Source organism: Paenibacillus sp. FSL H7-0323 (genome assembly GCF_038002725.1).
GTDB lineage: Bacteria > Bacillota > Bacilli > Paenibacillales > Paenibacillaceae > Paenibacillus_AQ > Paenibacillus_AQ odorifer.
Map to the genome: position 1 here is coordinate 5,970,418 of NZ_JBBODB010000001.1, position 25,613 is coordinate 5,996,030.

Below are 25,613 nucleotides of genomic sequence, written 5' to 3' on the forward strand. Positions count from 1 at the left end.
ATGATCAAAACACAGGCATTATCTTATGGTGAACAATATGCGGTACAGGAAGAGGCACAGCGCAGCAAAGGGGATGGACGCAGCAGCATCCATTACCCTGCCCTGTTTCTGTTCGTAGGCGACAAGGTTGCTCCGGCCATCGGTCCGGTGCTGGATAGCTGCGAACGAAAATGGGATAACGCCGGCGGTGTTATGGCATTACATGCTGTGTCAGGTGCAGCAAAAGAGGGAATAGACGGAAGTATAAGTGGATCTGTTGCGGGAGGAAAAGACCGGGTGCTGGCCATGGCCTTGCCGGAAACGGCAGGGTCAGATCCACGCACTGTGCGTCATGAACTTTACCGCAAGTTTCATGAGGATACACGTTATCTTGCTGAAATGAATAAAGTTATCCGGCGTCTGAGCAACAGTATAGCGGATTATGGACGTCTATATTCATCTTTTGACGTCATCCATCTCTCTATCATTACGCGGGTTGATGATCCGCTTAATGTATTGCTGCCGGAAATTACACTGCTGGCTCGTGCTGTACTCGGCCAGTCCTTTAAGTCCGTACAGACAGATCTCTACGCTCTGATCAATGAGCGGGAGCAAGGGGATAATTTTGGATATTCCAGCTCAGTAGGGCTGGCTTTTCTGCGTGAATTGGACAGAATGCAAGCTACGGACTATAAGTTTAATGCGCCGTTACTTGTGACGGAAGACGGTCTGTCGATTCCAGTTGCCCATGGTCCTTCCGCATTATTTGACCTTGTGTATCTGCTCTCCGATAAGAATGAGCGCGGTATGATGTCTGCACACGGTATGGATGACAACTACGAGATTATTTCTCATATTAGTCTGCTCAAAAATCGGGTCCGCCCGGCTTCTGATCAGGCTACTGGTCATGGCGGATATAACAATATGACCTTCAAAAGCGGCATCAGGGGCAGCACTGGAAGACAAGGCTACGCCTCTGCTGGCTTTTCCGGGGTAAGAAGACCTAATGTTCAAATTGCTTTGGCGGTGCTGTATCATGCGTTCCGGCGGCTTGTCTCCGATATGCGTGAGGGCAGTTCGTGGACTATACGTGAACGGCAGGCGTTGTTAGGGCTGGACCCTGACAGCTTGCGGGAACACGCGGTACACCTACTTCCGGAGAAAGACGGCCTGAATGAAATGACGGGGTTAATGAGTCACGGACGCCCTACCTATAATGAACTGAAGCAGCTGTCACTTCGTGAAGCTGAACGGCAGTTGTTCGGTGACGGGGGCGAAGCTTATTTCCGCAATAACTTTGTGGCAGAGTCAAACCGGAGAGTAGAGGGAATGAATCCATTACGCCAATGGCGCACTATGCTGGCGGCACAGGAAACATCTACGCCAGCGGTAAGCTTTTATCAGCTTGCGGAGTGGACGGCAGATCGTGATGAAGCCGGAAGTGTGCTCCATCTTTTACGTCAGCATATGGCAGGCCTGCGTTCCGCGATTCTCTCCATGCAGGAGGAGCTTGAGGACCTTTACGCAGAAAGCGTGGAGCGCCAGCCGTTCCAGCGTGTGCCGCTTTTTGATAAAAGAACAGTACGTAACTTCATTCATTATTTATTCTCAGCCGTATATGGCAAAAAATATGAACTATTGGGCCTAGAAAGTGAGCTTGCCCTATGCAGTCGTTTGGAATCTGCACTTGAGCAGCTTCATATGGAAAGTATGGCCCGTGTGAAAGCTATGGAGACTTTGGAGGAAGAATTGCGTATTACTGTTATGGACAGCATTGGGCGAACAAACGAAACAACGGGCCAGAACGTAATGGAATACTACCGCGTAGTCACAGAAGAAGTGATGAAGGATATCGAAACCCGGCGTGGACCTGGAATATTCTTCAGTGAGAAGTACATGGGCAGTATCTCCAAGCTCTTAGAACAAGGGAAAGAAGCTGTGATTGAGCGTTTGATTGATATTTGCCGCCGGGAGCTGCTGACAGCAGAACCTTTCAATTTATCTTTTGAGGAAGAGCTTCTGCGGCGTGCAAATGTTGCGGCAGCCTATGAGAATCGTCAGGTTCTATCGAGGGAAGAGCTGTTCAAGCGCTTGTATCATAATTTGGAAGAGGGCGCGGCCATTAATGTTCGGCTATTCGAATACACGCAAGAGCATCGTCATGAGGAGAAATATTTCTTCGGAGACAGCTCATCAGAATTCCTACGCTACGCCTTTGGAGTGGATGAGACAACCCGGATTTACCGGTTAGGATTCGTGCATGAGCAGCGGAGGAGCGGAGTGGAGAAGCTAAACCTGATGGGCGGCTTTCATTTAGAAGACCTGCTCTATTATCGCAACGGTAAGGTCTATTATGAGACTTATGCTCAGAATGGCTATCAGCTCCATGGGCTGAGTGAAGATCAGCTTCCTGAGATGCGCTGATGGCGTAATAGATAGGTACCCTCACTTTGAGTCCCTTTATTGCCTTGGTGCAATAGAGTCATCGGATATAACGCTTAATTAGAGTTCCGGGATAGGGACATTTCTCCTTATTTCCACTGCACACTATGCAATAGAATAGAAATAGATGTTTCTCCTATTCCATTCTATTACACAAAGTGCAATCTGGGGGATGATAACACATCCGGGTAGCCCGTTTATCAGGCAGCATAACCCCCGGAATGTTTAAAGGATAAGAGTACAATTCAGATTTTACCCGGAAAGGAAGTATAACGATGCAGAGAAAAATCAATCTACTGCTGCTCTTCTTCAGTCTGATCGGCGGCGGGGTCGCCTTTCTTTTTGGCGAATGGCTGCTAAGCTGGTATAACGATCTGCCTTCCATCCTGCTTGTGGGTATTTATTTTGCCATTGTGGCGCTGGGAGTCGGTGTAGGCTGCCTGCTTGCAGAGATGATCTCGCCACGACTGAACGGAGCTTCATGGAAGCAGCGCTATCTGGGGTTATCGTGGAAGCTGCTGCCTCTGATGATTGTTCTTGCACTTGGTGTTGGAGCCTTAACGGAGTTTGTTTATGAGCTGAATTTTGGCGGAGCCAGACCAGTTAAGAATGTAGTAATGGCTATCGATGACTCAGGCAGTATGACACAGAGTGATCCCGATAATAGCCGGTATTCCGCAGCAAAAGCGTTAATTACAAAAATGGACACTGACAATAAGGTAGCCGTGGTGACCTTTAACAACGAAGCTGTAGTTGTCCAACCTTTAACGCCACTTTCAAATTCGGAGAATCGTGAGAAGGTGCTGACTGCAATCGATAATCTGCAGCCAACCGAAGGCGGTACGAATATTAGCGGTGCGGTCTCGGAGGCACTCAAGGAGATTGACAGTGACGGCAAAAAAGACCAAGGAGCCATGGTCATCTTGTTGTCTGACGGAGTGAGTAATTTCGATACCACAAGAGAGTTGCAGGCTTATGTAGAGCGCGGCATTGCCGTGAATACCATTGGTCTGGGCTTGAATGATCCAGCAGGCACTCAGCTGTTGCAGGATATTGCGAGAGTGACAGGCGGACACTATTATGATGTCAAGGATTCAGCCCTACTGGGCGATGTGTTCCAGCAGATCTATGACCGTCTGGGAGATCGGACGCTGCTAACTGAGCGCAGTGATTCAACGGCAGACAGTCCTTATTATGCTGCGGTTCGTATTTTGTCACTGATGTTGATGGGAGCTGCGCTTGGATTAGGTCTGGGAATTATGTTTGATAACCGTCATTTGGCTAAAAGCTTTGGGATTGGCGGCGTAATATCAGGCTTGTTCGCAGGACTGATTCTGGAATTTGGACTTAGCGGTGACTCCTTTACAGATAGTCTTATTCGTCTTCTGGCTGTTCTTATATTAGCTGCTATTATTGCATTATTTACAGGCGTCATTCCGGTAGGAGAAGGACGTATTTATCGAAATAGAAGAAACAATAACGCAGCGCCTGCACCAGCATCGGATAACTTTCCGGGTCGGCGCAGAAGCCGGAACAGCAAAGGATTCTAGTGTAGCGGAAAGGGGTTTACAGTAATGAGGTACGCCGAGGTTAATGCTTCCGCTCCGGGAATAACGGATGTGACATCCCAAGTGGATGACCGATTCTGTACGCTGAGATGGCGCTGGCCGGACGGCGTGCAGGCGGTGTACATCCACAAAACCTCCGCAGAAGCGGCTGACATGGGAACCGGAGATGATCCGCCGATCGGGATGAAGCTCTACACTCGTGAGGAATACAAATCTAACAATGGTTATCGTGATCGATTGGATGAGATCGGATTGATATCCTATACGATATTTGCTCGTCTTGCTGAGAACGGTGAGACTGCCCTGGTGAGGCAAAATGATGGTGTGAACCGGGTGATGGTCAGTGCAGGCAAAGCCCGGATCTATTATTCCATTCAACAAAAAAAGGCCTTATTCGGAAAACAAAAGACCGTACATATGGCGATTACGGCAGAAGTGCCCGTGGCACGGGATGTCCTCTGTTATGTCAAGAAACGTGGAGGGCATCCGGCAGGGAAAGAGGATGGTATTCTCTTTCCCTTCGTCCAGGATTTCGCTCCTGGACGCAATGTACTTCCGCCGATTGAAATCGGTAAGGATGATTTTGTACGCATCTTTTTCACCGATGGCAAGAAATATGGGCTTTATTACGAATTGGTACCGGAGTGAGACTCGGTCTACACGTACAAGCGGGTAATGAGCAGTGGCGTTCATAGCAAGTACGTAGATACAACTTTTGGGAGGATGAGTAGATGTCTTTTTTTAGCCGTTTTATGAAAAAGAATCAGCCGGAGCCGCGGCCGCTTTTTTACGATATAGTGTGTCCGTATTGCTTCACCAAGTTCTCTCCGGAGGATGTCGTCTTTCGGGCTATGCACAGCCGGGAGGACGATGAAAATTACGCATTGGGTGAGGATGACGCCTTGAACAAATACCGTGAGCGCTTTGGGCTTGATACGGTAGATGACATAGAAGCGATTATCAACCCGGCGGATATTCCGGAAGAATATCATCATTACACGGATCATGTGTTAACTGGGCTTACGGATCGTTACGGTGTGCTTACGCGCAGACGGCTTTGCCCGTCCTGCCATAATGAGCTGCCGGTGACTGCCGGGAAGGTGCCAAGTAACATCATCTCGATTATCGGGGCATCCCAAGTCGGGAAATCGGTGTATATGACCTCGCTGATCCACACATTGCAGCATACTACAGCAGGTCATTTTGATGCCGCTTGTATGCCGCTTAATGCAGAGATTAGCCGTAAGTTCCGTACATTGTATGAGGAACCGCTTTTTGAGCGTGGGGATCTGCTGGCTTCTACACAGAAGGAAAAAATGCAGGAGCCTTTTATCTTTCAATTTGTCTTTAAGGATGAAAATAAACCGCCACTGACACTTGTATTCTTTGATGTAGCAGGTGAGGGTATGGTGGATCAGGATTATCTTGGACTTCATGGTCAGCATATCAAGAACTCTGCGGGTATTTTGTTTATGGTCGATCCGCTGCAAATCCGTTCTATCCGTGAAAAGATTCATATTAACATCGGTGACCGCCCGGGAGAATGGGTCTCACAATATGACGAGCCGCGCGATGTGGTGCTGACGATGTTCGGTGATTTTATTGCCTATCAGGAAAAGAGTAAGACAGACATTCCAACAGCGGTTGTGCTTGCCAAAAGTGATATGCTGCATTCGCTGAAGGATGAGGATGGCGATTACATCAAGTCCAACAGCAATGTGTTCAATAACTATGTTCACCGCAAAACATTAAACATGGACGAGTTCCATAATATCGACGGGGAAATTCGCAGATTTATTGGTAAGGTGGACAGACCCTTTAAAGATACGATGGATGTTTATTTCGCGAATACGGGTTATTTTGCAGTATCTGCGTTGGGCAGCAATCCTGTGAATCAAAAGATTGAGGGTGTAGTAAGCCCGATTCGTGTAGACGAGCCTTTTATTTGGCTGCTGCATAAGCTGAAGTATATTGAGGGGAGCGACGGCCCGTGAATGTTTTCTCAGGGTCAACAATCGCCCAACAGATGTACACCCGCGAACGTCGCGGAGTGTTTCGTTCCACAGAAGGCTTCGATACGGTAGCGAAATCAGATAGTTTAGACAATAATTTTGTGAAAAAAATCCTTCATCCCTTCTGCCTCTACGATGCTCCTGCGGAGTTAACCGCACGTGGAGAGAAGGATGAGGCTGCATATCCTGGTGCGCTGCACCTATTTCATGCTGAGAACGGGGATACAGTTATTGGCCTTAGTCGTTATCAAGCGGCCGATTTCACAGGCCAACGAAGCGCTTTTTTTGCACATAACTATGTAGTTCCTGCTTCACGTTCCGAAGAAATTGTGCAGAGCTATGGAGACTGGCTGCATGCTGATTTTGCAGAGCGTTATACGGGAGAGCTTGGTGGAACCTTGCCGGAGCTGCCCTCTATTCCAGTTGTTCGCACAGACCGCAGCCCGGATCCAATCGCAGGCTTACGTCTATTAGGGATTGATGAAGGGATATTCAAGGCATTATTGCAAGCCGTAATGCTCTCTGTTGCAGGTAAGAAAAAAATCTACGTGGCTCTAAACGTACCTATCACCGAGTTGTCCGCGCGGGCGGTGGAGCTTACAGAAATTCTGTATAGCGTGCTGCCGTATGAATTCCGCCGTAGATTAGGCGTGATTACGTATGCGAATGAACCGCAAAGCCGTAAATATATACATCTTAGCTTTGTGGAAAAAGGTTCACTTCGTCCCGGTGACCGCAGTATTGAGAAGGATTATACCTTTGATTTGGCTTCCGGACGGATGGGAAATGTCGATTTTGGCGAGACCCGCCAGCCTTATGCTGATTTGGTATGGAAGCTGTTACTGCTGAATCCAGGAGATATTAACGACTTCGTAAGCTTCGCCGATCAGATTCTGCGTGGAGAGAGTCCTGAGCACAAGCTATCCCTTTCTTTCTATAATGAGCTGGCTATATTTTATGAGATTGAGCAAGGGAACGAGCATTTATATACGGAAAACAAGAGTGCGGTGCTAAGTGGTTTGCTTTCTTACCTTAAACCAGACGGTGCAATTCATTCTAGAATCCGCTTGAATGATATTTTCTTAGAACGGTTTGACCGGGAATTTGATCTGATTCGGCAAAGAAATGTGCCAGATCCGGCGATTATGGAATGCTTTAAAGAGTATTTTGTACTTAAGGATCACAATTACAGGGTCAGAATCGTGGATTATTTCATCAATGGGATGCTTCATAGTGTGGAAGCGGGCCGCAAGGATATTTTGAGTGCTGCTTACGGGATCATTGAGAGTAATGATGAGTTAAGTGCAGCTTACTTCCAGCGCGTGATGTCTGAAACTTATTTCCGTAAGCAGCTACTTGAGCCTTATATGGAATCAAGACTAGCTGCGGCGTCCAGATCTGCGGATATTCTGAGCTTTGTGCTCCATTGGGGGCGGTTCCTGCCAGTGGCGTTAGAGCAGTCTTTTGCTCAAAATGCTGTGAAGGATTATTTGCTAGAAAAGCTCCAGCTGGAGCATGATCCAGTGGCTTCTGTGGCGGAAATTCATGAAATTGTAGATAAGGCAGAAAAAGATCGCCGCAAAGGAACAGGAGTTGCTCCTAAGGCACTCTCCCTAATGCAGGATCTTGCTGCTTCAGCAGATAGATTCTTACTGAACCGCTTATCGCTTTCTGATATGACGCAGGAGGAGCTTCTGGAGGTAGTTTTTTTACGGTATGGTAATGTTGTCGATTGGCAGCCGCCACTGGATAGGATTAGCAAGCAGAAAGAGAATGCGCTGCGTGCCGCTTACCGCTGGTTTGGTGAAGAGAAGCCGAATGAGGAGATTTTTACAGGATTGTCTCCGCAGGAACTAGACGATGTGCAGCTACTGGGTCGTCGTTTGCTAAAAGAGGCGCGTGTTCTGGAACCCTTTGAACGGCTTCCGCTAGCCTTTTACTATACAACTCAGCGTGAAGGGGGTCCGCTGGATTACGATGCGCTTCTGGAGCTGTTAAAGCGTAAAGCCGGTTCCGACAAAGAAATCATCTATCGGTTTTTTGCTTGGTCGCAAGGCAATCCTTTATTTACGGTTTCGAATAAAAAGCTGCAACCGGGTTACCGTAAGGCGATTCTGAAGTATTTCCTGAGCAGTGATCGTGAAGCGTTCAAGAATCGGGAATTCCGAAAGAACTATGTCGCGGCAGCTCGGCCTGCTCTGCAAAATGTGTACAATGAAGCCCGCTCCCAACTGGCTTCCCCGCTGGCGCGCTGGATCAGCCGCAGCCGATTTCGACTCTTAATCTCCGGCTCCATTACGGGTATTCTGGTGATTATTGCAATTATCGTATTCAGTATGCTGCGTCCGGATGATACGAAGACGGCTCTGCCGGGGACAAGCCCTGAGCCGACCCCTGTTCAGAGTGCAGGCAATATGCTGCCTCCAGCTTCAGTATACTTGAAGGATCAGAGCGTCGAAGGAGATAAGGGGAGCAGCATATTGGTGTTCACCTTCGCAAGTGCAGATGACTGTGTGCAGTTTCAACCGACTGAGATTAGTTTAATGTCTTCGTCTACAGAGATAGATAAAAGCTTTAAGGTCGCTGCTACAAATGGGACTTGTCCAGTGCCGTCAACGGATGGGACGGATGAGGGAAACGCTGCTGACGAGTCAGATGCCGCTGGCACTACTGGAGGAACAGCAGAAGGTGCAGATGCTACTAATGCTGTAGCTGATGCATCTCCGTCTCCTACGCCTTCCTCTAATACTGAGGACAGCACTGGGTTGCCTTCCGCAACAGCTGTGACTGAAGGTGAACAACCTTCCTATCAGGTTGAGGTTACATTGGAGCCTGGAGCGACAATTCTAGAGAAAAGTATGATCAAAGCCGGAAGATTTACATTGATCGTAGATCCCGACCCTAATATTCCACCAGCTTCTGATTCAAGTGCTGAACCCTCCCCGACTGCAAGTCCGGATGGAACAGTCGAATAACAAGCTTTCTGAACAGCAATAACTACCGGAAGGTGGCGTATTGCTGTTCATTTTTTTGCTGCCCATACTAAGCTTTTCTATAGACATGCTATGTATTAATAGATATGATTATGGATGTCAAAATAAGATACTACATACTGGAAAAGGTGCAGACTCTATCAATCTAGTCGTCTGCTTAAAAGGGAAGTCCGGTGCAAGAGTCCGGCGCGGTCCCGCCACTGTATGTGCGGAGCGTTTCTTCTATAAGCCACTGCCCCGAAGGTAGGGTGGGAAGGTGAAGAACAGCGATGAAGCATTAGCCAGGAGACCTGCCTTTTTCGTGAGCGTTTCTATTCTTCGTGGGGTAAGAATGTGGAACATATACAGATGGACTGTTGGCAGGAAGCAAGCGCCGCAGCCTCAATTTGTAATCTTCCCTGACCGCCCTCCAAAGGGGCGGTCTTTATGTTATGCGTCTTATTCCCGGCAGTACCCATTCTTATACAGAAAGAGGTTAAACAATGAAGAAAATCATGTCTTCCAAGTTTGTAGCACTTGGGCTGGCCTTATTCATGGTCATTTCAATTCTAGGAACATCTCTTGCTCCGGCGGGACAAATATTTGCAGAAGCGAGCGCTGGCGCCGGTCTGGAGGCAACTGCTGCGGAGCGGATTAATGTTGCGGATGCGACTTATGCGGCTGCAGAATATCTCTTGAAAGGTGGCGTGCAATCGGATTGGCAAGCCATTGGATTAGCGCAAGCAGGGTACAAGCTGCCGGCTAGTTACCTTTCAGAGCTTGAGAAAAAAGTAAAGGATGCAGCTGGCGATTTCACCAATGTAACCGATTATGCTCGAATCGTGCTCGCAGTGAGAGCGATTGGTGCAGATCCTACTAGCTTTGCTGGTAACGGAACGACTCCTGGCTATAATCTGATTGAGAAAATTTATAATAATAGCAAGCTCAGTGAACAGACGCTTAATAATCCGGTATATGCTTTACTTGCGCTGGATTCTGGTAAATATAATATCCCAAGTGACGCGAAATGGACGGCGGATAAGCTCCTTACGGAGATTCTCTCCAAACAGAATCCGGATGGGGGCTTTGCACTAACCTCAGGTGCAAGTGAGCCTGATATGACAGCGATAACCTTGACGGCTCTGGCGGCACATAAAAATAATCCCGAAGCCTACTTAGCAGGGCTACAAGCCGTAGCTTGGTTATCTACAGCTCAAGATAGCCATGGGGGTTACGGTGACAGTGCTGAAAGTAGCGCACAAGCAATCCTTGGACTCACCTCCTTCGGAGTTGATCCTAGTGGATTAGAATACACCAAAAACAAAGTGGATCTAATGGAGAACCTGCTTAGCTATCGTCTAGCTGATGGTAGCTTCACCCATAGCCGTGGTGGAAGCAGTAATATTCTGGCGACAGAGCAAGGTCTTCAGGCGCTGGTTGCCTATAATTTGCTATATAAAGGAAGCAACAGTAAGCTATACGATTTTTCCAAATCCTCCATTCAGAGCTCACTCATCTACGCTCCAGTAACGATTGAGGGACCACAGGCCACGTTGGCACAAGGGTACGCCTATGCTGGCAACGCACTTGGAGCGTTAGAGAAGCTGGCGCTTCAAACGAACTTGCCGATCACAAATCCTTCGGGCAGTTATGTGACTGGCATCGGAAGTATTGCTGCTGGAAGCTTTGGTGGTTATGACGGATGGATGTATGTTGTATCACGTGACGGAAAATGGATTAATCCCGATGTAGGCATGAGTGATTTTGTACTTAAAGATTCAGATCAGGTACTGGTTTATTATGCCGGAGATGACACTAAGCTTGTGGATTCCGTTACGCTTTCCAAAGCAAATCTTAAAGAGGGCGATTCCTTTACCGTCACTGTAACTAGTAAGACGTGGAAATGGGACGCTGCTACGAACACTTCCTCTCCTGTAACTGCAAAAGCTGCGGGTGTTCAGGTCCAAATTGGAGCTCAGACGGTAACGACGAATGCTAAAGGTGAGGCCGTATTCTCAGGAAATATGCCCGCAGGTGACTATACACTGACTGTAACTGGCTACCGTGAAGGCAAAGCCCCAACGATTGCTAAATATACAAAAGCTCTAAAAGTGATTTCTAAGAATGTAACAGCTTCGCTAACCGTTGAAGGCCCGGAAGGGTTGATTAGTGAGGGGACTTTGAAAGCCTCCAATGCCCTTGAAGCGTTGCAACAACTAGGGTCTACCGATGATTTTAAAGTAGATATCACCAAATCGTCTTATGGCAACTTTGTATCAGGTATCCATGGAGTTTCGCAAGGTACTTACGACGGATGGTGGAGCTTCGTGGTATCACGCGGCGGGGAGTGGATATATCCAAGTGTGGGTATGGATGCGTTCGAACTACAGGAATCCGATCGTGTGCTTGTCTATTATGCAGGAGAAAATACACAGGTTGTAGATGCTGTGGTGCTTTCCCCATCACAGCCAAAAGCTAATGAAGCTTTTACTGTAAAGGTTTCACAGAAAAAGTGGGTGTGGAATCAGGAAAGCTTCACTTCTGATCCGGTTATCTCACCGGCTGCAGGTGTGCAGGTTTCGGTTGGTGATAAGAAGGTAATCACGAATGAACAAGGTATGGCTGTTGTTGATGGGGGTCTCCCAGCAAATAGCTATACAATAACTGTTACCGGTTATGCTAAAGATAGCGTACCGAGCGTAGCGCGTTATACTCAGTCTCTGACTGTCGGATCGTCTGTTATTGCTCCAGCAAAAGCTACCGCTACCCTCTCAGTGATTGGAGATAGCCGGAAAGGAACCATCCTAGCCAGTACAACAGTAGCTCTAAAAGAGGGCGAAACGGCTTATAGCTTACTAGTCAGTCAATTAGGGACTAAGGTAGTATCATCCGGCAACGCTGGAAGCATCTACGTGAAATCTATTGACGGGTTGGCTGAATTTGATGGAGGTCCAAGCAGCGGATGGAAGTATAAAACGAACCGGGATGCGGATCCAAGCATCAGTGCAGACAGTTATATTTTGCAGAACGGTGATACTTTGTACTGGTACTATACCTCGGGAGAATAAGGAAGAGGAAGTTTGATTAGGCGGGCACACATGGATTCGGAGTAATAGCGGATCGGGTGCCCGCCCTTTTTTATTTGAGGAAAGTCGTTTTATGACAATATATACTTTTATTCGACACAATATTTTAAAAATCATCAAACTCTTAGCCCTTCCGACCGATAAAAATAGATAGATCATAAGATAATGTGAAGGCGGAGTGTAGATGAAAAATTTGAAAGTGAAATACAAAATAGGGCTGCTTTTGGTATTCGCAGTAATTATGGTGAATGCTGTAGGGGGCATAGGCATCATCACAATGAACAAAATGGCCGAAAAGACAAATGAGACATATAATGAAAATTTATTGCCTGTTTCTTACGTAGGGCAGATGCGTACGAATAATAGGGCTATTGAATCCTATCTTTTGGAGCGTTTGATTAGCGTTGATGCCAGCAAAAACAAAGAACTTTCTGAGAGTATCCAAGTGAAGGTTCAAGATAATAATGAACTTATGAACAAGGTGAAAGCGATTCAGTATAATGATCCTGCTATTGTAAGTAAAATCAAAGAGTATGAGTCCTTTTTGCCAGATTATCGTGCACAGCGGGATAACATTATAAAGATTGCTGATAGTAATCATAATCAAGAGGCCTATAAAGTATTTTCAGGCGAATTTAACGAATCCCGTGAAAAAATGATCAACCTGCTTAAAGGAATTAGTGATTCTTTGCTTAAAGATGCTGATGAACACAATTCAGGTTCCATGGCAACCGCTAAAAGCATGCGGGTAAACAATACCTTAATGATTACGTTCGCTTGGGTGATTTGTATCGTGATTAGTATTGCAATCATTCGACTGATAACAAAACCGCTTAAAGAACTGCAAGGACTAATGAAGCGGGCAGAAGATGGAGATTTGACCGTGGTAGCAACGTACACCGCCAAGGATGAGATCGGCCAAATTAACAGTTCATTTAACAATATGCTGCAGGGCTTGCGGAAGATGATGCAAGGCATTGCAGAGAGTGCAGAACTGCTGTCAGCTTCATCGGAAGAGATGAGCGCTAGTGCTGAGCAGACCTCATTGGCTTCACAAATGATCGCTGTATCTTCTGGAGAGATTGCTGCGGGATTTGATGAGCAGACAGAGAGCATTAACAATACAACACGTTCTATAAAAGCAATGACCAATGATATTGCAGCCGTAGAGGGCAGCAGCTATGAAATGTCGGATCTAATGGGAGTAGTTTCCGGTTCATCGGATCGTGGAGTAGAGGCTGTAGACCAAATCATTGTGCAGATGAAGGAAATTGACCTCAGTGTAACTCAGAGTCAGGAGATTGTTTCTAATCTAGGGACATTGTCACAAGAGATTAATACAATTATTACAACGATTAACGGTATTGCTACACAGACGAATCTGCTTGCGCTCAATGCTTCTATAGAAGCAGCACGGGCTGGTGAGCATGGACGGGGATTTGCTGTAGTTGCTGGAGAAATTCGTAATCTGGCGGAAGCAACTAGAAATAGTTCTTTGCGGGTTACAGATATTATTACACATATCCAAAAGCAAACCGAAAGCGCAGTAGAATCCATGGCTTTGGGTACTGAGCTAGTCACCAATGGCGTAGTTCAAAGTCATCTGGTATCTCAAGCTTTTCATGAGATTCAGACTTCCATTAAAGAAGCTACCTTACAGACAGCGGAGATTAGAGAAGCGGTTGCTCATGTCGCCATGGAATCACAAGGTGTGGCAGCAGCTATGGAACAGGTCAACGTTATATCTAGTAAAGGTGCAGAAGGTGTTCAGGACACAAGTGCAGCGAGTCAGGAGCAACTATCCGCAATGGAGGAAATGTCGGCTTCAGCTCAGTATTTAGCGGTGCTCGCAGAAGATCTGCAAAAGACATTGTCCAGCTTCAAACTATAGGCTTCATAATATTGTTAAAACCAGCAGAGCAGCGGTTCTCCAGTAACGGAGATCGCTGCTCTGCTGTTTGTGGTTATAGTAGATTGGGACAAGTACGAGCCAGCCGATCTCAGTTGGTCAAGGGGGAGGGATGTAAGCTGGTCTCAGTAGGTCAGGAGCGTATAGACGTAGGCTGGTTTCAGCAGGTCAGGGGGGAGAGATGTAAGTTGATCTCAGCAGGTTGCGGGCAAACATATGCTATGTGATCTCCAGCGACACTAGTGGAAAGACGGAGGCGTGGAAACAATAAAAACCTTGGAGATGATCGGTATGCTCGTACCCTGTGCCTCGTAACCTGTACCTCGTAACCCGTAACCCGTAACCCGTAACCCGTAACCCGTAACCCGTAACCCGTAACCCGTAACCCGTAACCCGTAACCCATAACCCGTAACCCGTAACCCGTAACCCGTACCCCTAGTGTTCCCGGCTGATCTCTAGTTTTTCAAACACACTGTCTACTTGATATTCCCCAGTTTAAGGTCATCTGCGTCCGATAGCGTGGGCTCATACTCATCCCCATATGCTATCGGACTCAGTAGCCGCTATTTGCCCATTTATCGCCTTTGTAGCAAAGTTTCGGACTCCAGTGCAACTATTGGTGTGGAAAACACTGGTAACTGGTGGTTATTGCACCAATAGCGGCTATGAGGTCCGATAGCATCCGAAATATAGCTAGATCCAGCAATTAAGGTCATCTGGATCCGATAGCGTGGGCTCATACTCATTCTAACTGGTTTGGCGGACACAGCAGACGCCATTCGCTCATTTAGTGGCTTGGGAGTGGAGTTTAGGACTCAGTAGCCGCTATTTGCCCATTTATCGCCATAGGAGCAAAGTTTCGGACTCCAATGCAGCTATTGGTGTGGAAAACACTGATAACTGGTGTTTTTTGCACCAATAGCGGCTATGAGGTCCGCTAGCATCTGAAATATAGCTAAATCCAGCAATTAAGGTCATCTGCGTCCGATAGCGCGGGCCCATACTCATCCCCACAGGCTATCGGACACAGCAGACGCCATTCGCTCATTTAGTGGCTTGGGAGTGGAGTTTCGGACTACACAGTAGCCGCTATTCGCATATTTGTCGCCATTGGAGCGAAGTTTAGGACACAGCAGCCGCTATTTGCCCATTTATCGCCCTTGGAGCAAAGTTTCGGACTCCAGTGCAGCTGGTGTGGAAAACACTGATAACTGGTGTTTTTTGCACCAATAGCGGCTATGTGGTCCGATAGCACCCGAAATAGAGGCAAATCCAGCAATTAAGGTCATCTGGGTCCGATAGAAAAACTCGGGAGCATGAATGTGATCGGATTAAACAAAAATTAGTGTTTAGTTCAAGACCTGAAAAAAGAGGGAATCCCAACAGCTAGTTCACAGCTGTTGGGATTCCCTCTTGATTTTTTCAAAAAAACTCAGCGTGTATCCTTCCAGAAATTCAGAGGTTTCAGATCTGAGCTAATGACGTGGAATGTATAGCCTTCTTTTTTCAATGACTCTAAGATACGCGGAAGTACTTTAAGTGTAGCTTTTTGATCATGCATCAGAATCACTGGATTGGTCTGCGATTTCTGCAGCTTATGAACCTGATTCATTACCGAATTATAGATCGTCGTACTAGCATCCTTGTATTTCCAATCCTCTGAGTCCACGTTCCAATCCCACAGATGATAACCTTGAGCCAAGACTTTATCTCTAAAGGCCTTTGTGAAATAAGGCTTGCTTCCATAAGGAGGACGAATCAGTGTAGTGCTTTGACCTGTAATCTTTTTCAAAATGGCATTATCGTTATCCATCTCTCCCAGCGCAGCCGCAGGTGAAGCATAAAACTTCTCTTTCCGGTGCGTCATTCCATGCAATGCGAGACCATGCCCTTCATTCGCAATCCGTTTCACTTGCGCAGTATGCTGGTTCATATTCGGTCCGATCATGAAAAAAGTTGCCTTCGCATCATATTTTGCCAAAATATCAAGCAATGTAGAAGTTGTAGCCGTTGGCCCATCATCAAAGGTGAGGTATACGCTCTTACCTTGCTTCCCAACAGTTGGCGTAGAAGTTCCAGGAGTTGCGCTTGGCTTCAATTCCTTTTTAAACTTACTTACAAATGTTGCATCATCTAATGTAGCCGAGCCGTCTTTTACACGCAATAAATATTGATCTGCTTTAAAGGAAATTCCAAAACCAAGATAAGAGGTCAATTTCAGTGGAACCATTGTTTTTCCGTTTTTCAAAAATGTACTCATGGATATGGTCTTTCCATCGCCTAGAGTAGCTGTTGCATGATCATTCAGCAGTTTGATTGATCTGTTCTGACCTGTAACTTTTATCCCATCGCTCACTCCAGTTAGCGTTAACTTAAGTTCCTGTGATAGATCACGTAGAGGAACGTAATAGGTATCTTTTACCGAAACTGCTTCAATAGTTGTTAACTTATCGTTCACACCTAACCTAAGGGAGCCTGCACCTGCTGCATTCACTGAATCTATCGCTCGTATTGATCCGGAACCAATGAATAATACGATTAATAATAGCCATACTTTCTTTAAAGACATCGTCAAAAATCTCCTATCTATGTATATTTGTCTATTACCTTATCATACATTGATAGAATGAAATTTGAGAGATTGTAACCCCCAGCAGAATAATTTGTTACCTTTTAGAAGTTAACTGTGATTTCAACCACAATCATAAAAAGCACGCGACTCCGGCTAAATACTGGCGCATCAACAAAAAATGGTTAAAATCACCCTGTTTTGCGCAGAATAGATGTGTCTAAATTAGCAACTTTAGTAAACTATTGAACAAAGTTTGAACGGAATTTTTCAACCCATAAACAGCGCCGTTACAGTGATCTTTATCATACTATTAGAAACTTGTAACAAATTGATCACACATATTTAACTTGTTCGCCATTATTAAGGTCTTTTTTAGGCTAAATGGAAAAATAAGTCTTTTGCTTTCTTCCCCATAAATTCTTACTATATATTAAGGTTAATGTTGAGGGTTAATAAAAGAAGTATTGAAGGAAGGAGCTTAAGCATGAACAAAAAGGGACCGTTATACGCTTTATTTCTCAGCCTAATTTTACTCTTGCCAGGATGCAGTTCAATCGCTGTTCTGAATCCGAAGGGGCCGGCTGCAAGAACTTTATCTGACACGATCATTCTCTCCATTGTTATGATGCTCGGCGTTCTGGCAGTTGTCTACATCTTATATGTCTTTGTGCTTTTGAAATACCGTGCTAAAAAAAGCAACGAAGATTATATTCCTCCTCACGAGGAAGGAAACAAATGGCTGGAGGCTATCTGGATTACCATTCCGATTATTATCGTGGCATTCCTCTCCGTAGTCACCGTCAAAACAACAGTAGATGTAGAAAATGTTGCAGCGGATTATAAAGATCAGAAACCGCTTGTAATTTATGCTTCCTCCTCTAACTGGAAATGGCATTTCAGCTACCCAGAAGAAGGTATCGAAACAGTAAACTACGTTAACATTCCAGTTCACCGCGCTGTAGAGTTCAGATTGTATTCTTTCGGTACGATCTCAAGTCTTTGGATCCCACAATTGGGAGGACAAAAATACGCGATGAGCGACATGATCACAACCTTGCATCTTTCAGCTGATACTGTAGGTTCTTATGTCGGAAGAAATGCGAACTTTAATGGTAAGGGTTTTGCCCACATGGAGTTTGAAACACTTGCGATGACAGATAAGGACTATCAGGAATGGGTGAAAGACGTTAAAGAAACGGCGGGTCCACTGACGGAAGATGAATTTAAAGGTCTTTTGGAAATGGAACATGTCGGACGTAAAACGTATACGAATACTCACTTATCCTTCAGCCCGCCTCCGGGAAGCCATGGTGACCATATGAGTAATGGTGGCACTGAAATGGATACGGATAACGGAAGTATGGAGCATCAGGATAATAAAGAAATTCACCCGACTCCAGCACCATCCAGCGAGACGGAATTCAACACCGAGCCTAATCCAGAACTGGATGAGCCGACACCTAGTTCTCCATTAGAAGAGAGCACAACACATGACGGACACTAGTCAATGTTAATTGAACAACTTGAAAGGAGCGATTCCTAATGGATTGGGATAAATTTAAGGTCCACGGCGAACCCCTGATATACGGAGCTATGGCAAGTATTGTTCTGGCTACAATCGGGATTATCGTCGGCCTGACCTATTTTAAAAAATGGGGATATTTATGGCGCGAATGGTTGACTACTGTTGACCACAAACGTATTGGGATTATGTATATCCTCGCTGCATTGCTTATGCTTTTCCGCGGCGGCGTTGACGCTATTATGATGAAGCTGCAAACAGCAGCCCCGGACATGAAATTTCTTGACGCACAGCATTACAACGAGGTATTTACAACACACGGCTTGATTATGATCCTTTTTATGGCCATGCCGTTTATTATCGGTCTGATGAATGTTATCGTTCCGCTGCAAATCGGTGCTAGAGACGTTGCCTTCCCGCGTCTGAATGCTGTCAGCTTCTGGCTCTTCTTCTTTGGAGCTATGCTGCTTAACATTTCGTTTGTTATCGGGGGATCGCCAGATGCTGGTTGGTCCGCATATTTCCCGCTAGCAAGTTTAGAGTTCAGTCCAACGGTGGGTAATAACTATTACTCGCTCGCACTACAAATTTCAGGTATTGGTACGCTCCTCACAGGCGTTAACTTTATTGTAACGATTCTGAAAATGCGTGCACCAGGCATGAAGTTGATGAAAATGCCGATGTTTACTTGGTCCGTATTGATCACCAACGTAATTATCGTATTCGCATTCCCTGTGCTTACGGTTGCACTCGCGTTGATGATGTTCGACCGGTTGTTCGGCTCTCAATTCTTTACGATGGCCAATGGCGGTATGGATATGTTATGGGCCAACCTGTTCTGGGTATGGGGTCACCCTGAAGTATATATCGTTGTCTTACCGGCATTCGGTATTTATAGTGAAATTATCGCCACCTTCTCTAAAAAGAACCTGTATGGATATACATCCATGGTATTCAGTATGTTGATCATTTCCCTCTTGTCCTTCCTAGTATGGGCTCACCATTTCTATACAATGGGTCAAGGTGCTATGGTTAACAGCTTCTTCTCGATTACAACCATGGCCATTGCCGTACCAACAGGTGTGAAAATATTTAACTGGCTATTCACCTTACGAAAAGGGCGAATAACCTTTACGACACCTATGCTATACACCCTGGCCTTTATTCCGATCTTTACGATTGGTGGGGTAACAGGTGTCATGCTGGCTATGGCCAGTGCCGATTACCAGTACCATAATACGATGTTCCTGGTTGCCCATTTCCACTACGTTCTTATTCCAGGTGCGGTCTTCGCCGTTATCGCAGGGTTCCATTACTGGTTCCCTAAAGTATTCGGTTTCCGTCTGAATGAACGTCTTGGCAAGCATGCCTTCTGGTGGATTATCATTTCCTTTAACGTATCGTTCTTCCCGCTGTTTATTCTCGGACTTAAGGGTATGACCCGCCGACAATACACCTATTCTGCGGATACCGGATTTGGCCCGCTGAGTATGGTCTCATTCGTAGGTGCGATCGGTCTCGCTATTGGATTTGTAATCCTGGTTTATAACATTTACTGGAGTACTCGTTACGAACCAAGAGATACTGATGGAGATCCGTGGGATGCACGTACTTTGGAATGGGCAACGAAAAGCCCGATTCCAGCGTACAACTTCGCAGTGGTTCCAAATGTAAAAACACGCGATGCTTACTGGTCTGCTAAACAAGATAAAGTACCGCTTTTTGAAGATAAGATTACTAAGATTCATATGCCTAGCAACACAGGAAAACCATTTGTTCTGGGTGTTATCTTCTTCATTGCAGGGTTCTCTCTGGTCTTCAGTCTTTGGATTCCAGCGATCCTCTCTGGAGTAGGTATCCTCATTGTTCTAGCTGCTATGTCCTTTGATCGGGATCACGGATTCTACATCCCAGCAGAAGAAGTTATTGCTACTGAAAAGAAATTGCGGGGTGAGACAGTATGAAAATAGATGCGTCTAAGCCGCTTGAATACTCAACAGAAGAGAATAGTAATAAAATCTTTGGCTTCTGGGTTTTTCTAGGAGCGGAGATTGCACTGTTCGCTACATTGTTCACTGTTTACTTTGTAATGGTAGACCGTTTTGCCAGCGGCCCTAGCGGGCCGGATCTTTTCGAAATTGGTCCAGTAATGATCGAAACATTGCTGCTGCTGACAAGTTCGTTCACGATTGGTCTTGCAGTTCATGCCATGCGGCATGGTTACCAAAAAGCCATGATGGTCTTTTTCGGACTAACCCTTCTAATGGGTCTCGGCTTCCTTGGTATTGAAATTACGGAGTTTGTCACTTATGTTCACGAAGGGGCTACACTTCAAACCAGTGGTTTCCTATCCAGTCTCTTTGTACTGCTGGGAACACACGGAGCTCACGTATCGTTCGGGTTCCTGTGGGGTGCGGCTATTCTAATCCAGTTGAAGCGTCAAGGTATTAATCCGGCTACGGCCAATAAATCCTTTATCTTCTCGCTGTACTGGCATTTCTTGGACGTTGTCTGGATCTTTATTTTCAGCTTCGTCTATCTGAAAGGACTGATGTAGCATGATGAAGCAATTGTTTCCAATTCGCCATGTGATGGGTTTCTTAGCCTCTCTTGTCCTTTCTGTGGCTGCACTTGCTGTAATCTACCTTGATCTATCCAACACTGCGAACATGGCTATCCTGCTTGTTACAGCCCTCATTCAGGCTTCCTTGCAGCTCTTCCTGTTCATGCATATTGGTGAATCAGCAGATACCAAGAAAGAACTTTACATCAATATCGCCTATGCCTTATTCGTTGGTCTAGTTACGATATTCGGTACGCTCTTCATCTTCGTATGGGGCTGGTATGCTTAATTACAGTCACTAATACTCAAAGGGACGTCTCTAAAGCCAAAATGGCTTAGGGGCGTCTCTTTTTTTGCGTTTATTTAGGAGGTTTGTTGTAGCGGATGCCCGGAAATGTGCGCCTTTCTAGGCAATAGCTGCACTGGAGTCCGGAACTTCGCTCAATAGGCGAAAAATGTGCGAATAGCGTCATCTGGGTCCGAAAGCTACGGGGGATGAGGATGGCACGGCGCTGTCGGACTCAGATGACCTTAAAAGCGGGAAACAGCGGCGTTTGGAGTGGTAACGGAACCCAAAGCCGCTATTGGTGTGAAAAACGCCCAAAATGAGCGCCTTTCTAGGCAATAGCTGCACTGGAGTCCGAAACTTCGCCCAAAAGGCGGATAATGTACGAATAGCGGCATTTGAGTCCGAAAGCTACGGGGGATGAGGTTGGCTCGGTGCGACGGACTCAGATGAGCTTAAAAGCAGGAAACAGCGGCGTTTGGAGTGGTAACGGACCCCAAAGTCGCTATTGGTGTAAAAAGCGCCCGAAATGAGCGTCTTTTTGGGCAATAGCTGCAGTGGAGTCCGAAACTTCGCTCAAAAGGCGGAAAATGTGCGAATAGCGTCATCTGGGTCCGAAAGCTAGCGGGGATAAGGGGACTTGGCGTAATCGGACGCAGATGACCTTAAAAGCGGGAAACAGCGTCATTTGGAATTCTAAGGGACCCCATAGCCGCTATTGGTGTGAAAAATGCGCAAAATGAGCACCTTTCTAGGCAATAGCTGCATAGGAGTCCGAAACTTCGCTCAAAAGGCGGAAAATGTGCGAATAGTGGCATCTGGGTCCGAAAGCTACGGGGGATGAGGATGGCACGGCGCTGTCGGACTCAGGTGACCTTAAAAGCTGGAATCAACGGTATCTGGAATTCTAAGGGACCCCATAGCCGCTATTGGCATGAAAAACTCCCCCAAATGAGCGTCTCTCTAGGCAATAGTTGCACTGGAGTCCGAAACTTCGCTCAAAAGGCGGATAATGTACGAATAGCGTCATCTGAGTCCGAAAGCCACGGGGGATGAGGTTGGCTCGGAGCTGTCGGACTCAGATGAGCTTAAAAGCTGGAATCAGCGTCATCAGGGTACTAAAACTATTGTGGACGAGATTGGCTCGGCGCGATTGGACGTAATTTTGATTAATAGCAAGGAATAGATAAATCCCAAAGGATAATCTTGGGGATTTTTTTGTTGACATATAAATCAAACTGTATTAATAATAGTAGTACAGTTAATACACACCATAATGGATTTAATGCAAGATAGTGGAAGGAGGAAGGTTATGTTCGAACTGGACGTTCGTAGTCGGAAGCCGATTTATGAGCAGCTGACCGATAAGGTCAAGGAGATGATTCTGCATGGTATTTTGCAGACGGATGAACAGCTACCTTCTGTAAGGACGTTATCCCAGCAGCTAACCGTGAATCCCAATACGATTCAGAAGGCTTACCGTGAATTGGAACGTGAGGGGTATATCTATTCATTACAGGGGAAAGGAAGTTTTGTAGCCCCGATGAAAAAAGAACAAAATGCGATCAAAAAAGCGGAAGTCCGGAACGAGTTGCTGAGGCTGATGGCGGAGGCGGTATACCTTGGGTTCACCGCAGCTGAGATTAGTTCTTTGTACCAACAAGTGGAGAAGCAAAGAGAAGGAGGGAAGAGTGATGATTGAGATTCGGGGAGTCAGCAAATTATTTCAAGGCGAGAAGGCAGTCGACGATATCTCTTTAACGGTACATAAAGGAACAATTTATGGGCTGCTCGGCTCTAATGGCGCAGGCAAAACAACGCTGCTCAAAACATTGGCGGGCATCTACTCTCCAGATAAGGGGACCGTGCGGGTGGATGGTGAAGCGGTATTCGAACACCCGACGACTAAGCAACGGGTTATTTTTATGCCGGATGCTCCTTACTTTTTCCCACAATCCACCATGCTGCAAATGGCGGCCTTCTATCGCTCGATTTATCCGAGCTGGAATCAGAAGCGTTTTGAAGATTTGGGAACCGTATTTCAGCTCGATAAAAAACGCAAACTCAGTCGTTTCTCCAAAGGGATGCAGCGGCAAGCGTCATTTTGGTTATGTTTAAGCTGTATGCCGGATGTGCTGATTATGGATGAACCGATTGACGGATTAGATCCGGTGATGCGGCGTCAGATCAAAAACCTGCTATTTCAGGAGGTTGCTGAACGCGAGCTGACGGTAATCATATCTTCCCATAACCTTCGTGAGATTGAAGATCTGTGCGATCATGTTGGGATTATGCATGGTGGGAAGATGTTGATTGAGAAGGATCTGGATGATCTTAAGGCGGATACACATAAGATTCAAGTGGCGTTTCGGGATGAACGGCATGAGATTCCGTTAGCTGCCAAGCTACAAGTTCTGCATCAAGAGCGCCGGGGAAGTGTGAACCTATATATTGTAAAAGGGGATCGTGAACGGATCAAAGCGGCTTTTCAGGTGTACGAGCCATACGTATTCGATTTGCTTCCATTAACGTTAGAAGAGATCTTTATTTATGAAATGGGGGATGTCGGATATGACGCGCAGCCATTACTACTTTAATAGCAGTATTTTTCGCCAGAACTTCCGCCAGCATGGCTGGATAGGGATTATATATGCACTCGGCTTATTATTTGCACTTCCATTACAGCTCTTCATGAGCAGCAATCCGGATGCAAAACCGCAGGAAGTTGATCATTTATTTCGCATAGCTGGTAGTGTGCAAGCCTTGTTTATCATTACGATCCCAGTTGCCGCAGGACTATTCTTATTCCGATACCTTCAGGCAAAATCACCCGCAGATCTTTGGCATAGCCTGCCTTTACGCAGAGAGCATTTATTTACAGCTCATCTGACGAGTGGACTTACCTTACTATTGCTGCCTGTTTGGTTAACTGCTGGGGTGGTTGCCGTTGTTAAGCCGTGGAGTGGTAATTTTTATATTTTTCAAGGCGCAGATATTTGGCAATGGTGTATTACAGTTAGTATTCTGACTTTGTTCCTCTTTTGCTTTAGTGTTTTTGTGGGAATATGTACGGGCCAATCTATTCTTCAGGGAATTATCATTTATATTTTGCTTATTCTTCCTGCTGTACTGATCTCATTAATCCACAGCCATTTAGCTATGTATCTTTATGGATATGCAAATGCAAACTCTAACTTGCGTGATTCTATTTCGCAGATATGGTCTCCTTTTGTTCATATCGTGTATTATTTTACCGGCAAACCCTTCACCAATACAGAATTATGGATTTATGGGGTATTGGCACTTCTATTTATCGGGTTGTCGTACCTGTTATACCGTAAACGTAATACGGAAAAAGCGGGTCAGGCTATTGCCTTTGGATATTTCAACCCACTGTTTAAAGCAGGGGTTATGTTATGTGCCATGCTTATTGCCGGTAATTATTTTGCGCAAATGAAGCAACAGCAAATGGGCTGGGTGATTGGTGGATATGCCATCGGAGCCATTATTGGTTATGTTGCCGCAGAAATGATTGTTCGGAAAACATGGCAGATTATGACGCGTAAAATGGTAGCTGAGTTTGCAGTTTATGCGGTAATGATAGGGTTACTTCTGTATATCCCGGTATCAAGTGTTACGGGGTATGAAGCCAGAGTGCCTTCCGGTGATAAGATTAGCGGTGTATATATGGGAGCTAACTACCGGTTGTATACCCCAACGGATGATTTGTACACTACACCCTACATGGGGCAGAACCCTTTTTCCGATGATAAAGATTATATAGAAGCTGTCCGTAAACTCCATCAAGCGGTAGTTGCAGTACGTCCAGAACTTACCTCACGACAATACGTTTATGAATATTTTACTCTGGCTTATCAATTGGAGAACGGCGATAAGCTAGTGAGGGAATACTGGATCCCTAATAAGGGGTTTGAATCAGAGCTCGAGGCGGTTAAGGATACCGAAGCTTACAAGTATGAAAAGTATGATTTAGCTCTCTTAGACAAAGACCTGGATTTTATGTGGGTTACTAACAGGAATAAAAAAGTAGCCATTTCTGATCCCGGGGAAATTTCAGAGCTAAAGGAGATTATCAAACGCGAAATTTCGAATATGTCCTACGAAGTACAAATAGATAAGGACGGAAAACCTGATGTGGCTAATATCCAAGTAGAGGTGAAGACAAAAGAGAACAGTAATCAAGTTATTACAGATTATGGTTATTATTATCCGTGGAAATCTTCTTTCCATGAGCTTGAAAAGTGGATGAACGAAAAAGGTTATGCCGATAAAATACAAATAACAGCTGAAGATATCCAATCGGCAGAGATTATAAAAGATGATTATATGGACGAGCAAACACCTAAGAACCCTACTAGTCCTGAACAAAGAGTAGCGCTTGCACGCGAAAAGAATCGTACGGCTGTTACGAAGGATAAGACATTATTAACAGATATTTTGGACCATCATTTCCATTATGGTGTTGAGAATGGCAACTACATTGTGAAGTTGATGTACAAAGAGGGTTACAGCGATTTCGTAATGTTAAAAGAATCGGATATGACGCCTGAATTGAAAGCATTGCTGAAATAAGTTAAGAATAAGTTAAGAATAAGGTAAGTAAAAGATTACAGATAAAAGACTACTGGTTGACATAAACTGGATAGTTGGATTATGCTTTTGGAGATAGGAGAAGGATGA

The 25,613-nt window shown here is 45.7% G+C and carries 15 protein-coding genes and 1 riboswitch; of the genes, 14 read left to right on the plus strand and 1 reads right to left on the minus strand.

The window, feature by feature from the left end; all coding sequences use genetic code 11:
• The 7 genes from MHH89_RS26655 (at position 1) to MHH89_RS26685 (ending at position 13,950) form a co-directional block, all read left to right on the plus strand.
• The gene (locus MHH89_RS26655) at positions 1–2,403 is read left to right on the plus strand and encodes a transcription initiation factor TFIID (protein WP_081383413.1); all 2,403 of its coding nucleotides are present in this window, start codon (positions 1–3) and stop codon (positions 2,401–2,403) included.
• A gap of 293 nt (positions 2,404–2,696) precedes the next feature.
• Positions 2,697–3,971 (plus strand): vWA domain-containing protein, encoded by a 1,275-nt coding sequence (locus MHH89_RS26660; protein ID WP_076129588.1) that lies wholly within the window; start codon positions 2,697–2,699, stop codon positions 3,969–3,971.
• Between the two features lie 24 nt (positions 3,972–3,995).
• Positions 3,996–4,637: a beta-mannanase gene (locus MHH89_RS26665; RefSeq protein WP_076099551.1), complete on the plus strand. Its 642-nt coding sequence runs from the start codon at positions 3,996–3,998 to the stop codon at positions 4,635–4,637.
• Positions 4,638–4,720: 83 nt separating this feature from the next.
• Positions 4,721–5,983 carry a hypothetical protein gene (locus MHH89_RS26670; protein WP_076129587.1) on the plus strand — a complete coding sequence of 421 codons (1,263 nt, stop codon included), beginning with the start codon at positions 4,721–4,723 and terminating at the stop codon, positions 5,981–5,983.
• A complete protein-coding gene (locus MHH89_RS26675) occupies positions 5,980–8,976 on the plus strand; it encodes a GAP1-N2 domain-containing protein (protein WP_076309542.1) in 2,997 nt (998 codons plus the stop codon). The genes MHH89_RS26670 and MHH89_RS26675 overlap by 4 nt, the downstream gene beginning before the upstream one ends.
• Positions 8,977–9,103: 127 nt before the next feature.
• Positions 9,104–9,306, plus strand: a riboswitch (cobalamin riboswitch).
• Positions 9,307–9,476: 170 nt separating this feature from the next.
• A complete protein-coding gene (locus MHH89_RS26680; RefSeq protein WP_076309543.1) occupies positions 9,477–12,041 on the plus strand; it encodes a DUF4430 domain-containing protein in 2,565 nt (854 codons plus the stop codon).
• A gap of 202 nt (positions 12,042–12,243) precedes the next feature.
• On the plus strand, positions 12,244–13,950 hold the full coding sequence (locus MHH89_RS26685) for a methyl-accepting chemotaxis protein (protein ID WP_076220303.1): 1,707 nt from the start codon (positions 12,244–12,246) through the stop codon (positions 13,948–13,950).
• A gap of 1,451 nt (positions 13,951–15,401) precedes the next feature.
• Here MHH89_RS26685 and MHH89_RS26690 read toward each other — a convergent pair.
• A complete protein-coding gene (locus MHH89_RS26690) occupies positions 15,402–16,538 on the minus strand; it encodes a polysaccharide deacetylase (protein ID WP_076309544.1) in 1,137 nt (378 codons plus the stop codon).
• A gap of 487 nt (positions 16,539–17,025) precedes the next feature.
• Here MHH89_RS26690 and qoxA point away from each other — a divergent pair, with 487 nt between their 5' ends.
• The 7 genes from qoxA to MHH89_RS26725 all read left to right on the plus strand — a co-directional run bounded on the left by qoxA (position 17,026) and on the right by MHH89_RS26725 (position 25,505).
• Positions 17,026–18,045 (plus strand): cytochrome aa3 quinol oxidase subunit II, encoded by a 1,020-nt coding sequence (gene qoxA, locus MHH89_RS26695; protein ID WP_036680822.1) that lies wholly within the window; start codon positions 17,026–17,028, stop codon positions 18,043–18,045.
• 38 nt (positions 18,046–18,083) lie between these two features.
• Positions 18,084–20,027 (plus strand): cytochrome aa3 quinol oxidase subunit I, encoded by a 1,944-nt coding sequence (qoxB, locus tag MHH89_RS26700; RefSeq protein WP_076129582.1) that lies wholly within the window; start codon positions 18,084–18,086, stop codon positions 20,025–20,027.
• Positions 20,024–20,620 carry a cytochrome aa3 quinol oxidase subunit III gene (gene qoxC / locus MHH89_RS26705; RefSeq protein ID WP_042124373.1) on the plus strand — a complete coding sequence of 199 codons (597 nt, stop codon included), beginning with the start codon at positions 20,024–20,026 and terminating at the stop codon, positions 20,618–20,620. The genes qoxB and qoxC overlap by 4 nt, the downstream gene beginning before the upstream one ends.
• Positions 20,621–20,624: 4 nt before the next feature.
• Positions 20,625–20,915, plus strand: coding sequence for a cytochrome aa3 quinol oxidase subunit IV (gene qoxD, locus MHH89_RS26710; RefSeq protein ID WP_036680878.1), 291 nt, complete (start codon positions 20,625–20,627; stop codon positions 20,913–20,915).
• A gap of 1,309 nt (positions 20,916–22,224) precedes the next feature.
• A complete protein-coding gene (locus MHH89_RS26715) occupies positions 22,225–22,614 on the plus strand; it encodes a GntR family transcriptional regulator (RefSeq protein WP_036680827.1) in 390 nt (129 codons plus the stop codon).
• Positions 22,607–23,509 carry an ABC transporter ATP-binding protein gene (locus MHH89_RS26720; RefSeq protein WP_036680830.1) on the plus strand — a complete coding sequence of 301 codons (903 nt, stop codon included), beginning with the start codon at positions 22,607–22,609 and terminating at the stop codon, positions 23,507–23,509. Before MHH89_RS26715 ends, MHH89_RS26720 begins: the two co-directional genes overlap by 8 nt.
• Positions 23,484–25,505, plus strand: coding sequence for a hypothetical protein (locus MHH89_RS26725; RefSeq protein WP_076309545.1), 2,022 nt, complete (start codon positions 23,484–23,486; stop codon positions 25,503–25,505). Before MHH89_RS26720 ends, MHH89_RS26725 begins: the two co-directional genes overlap by 26 nt.
• Positions 25,506–25,613: the final 108 nt, after the last annotated feature.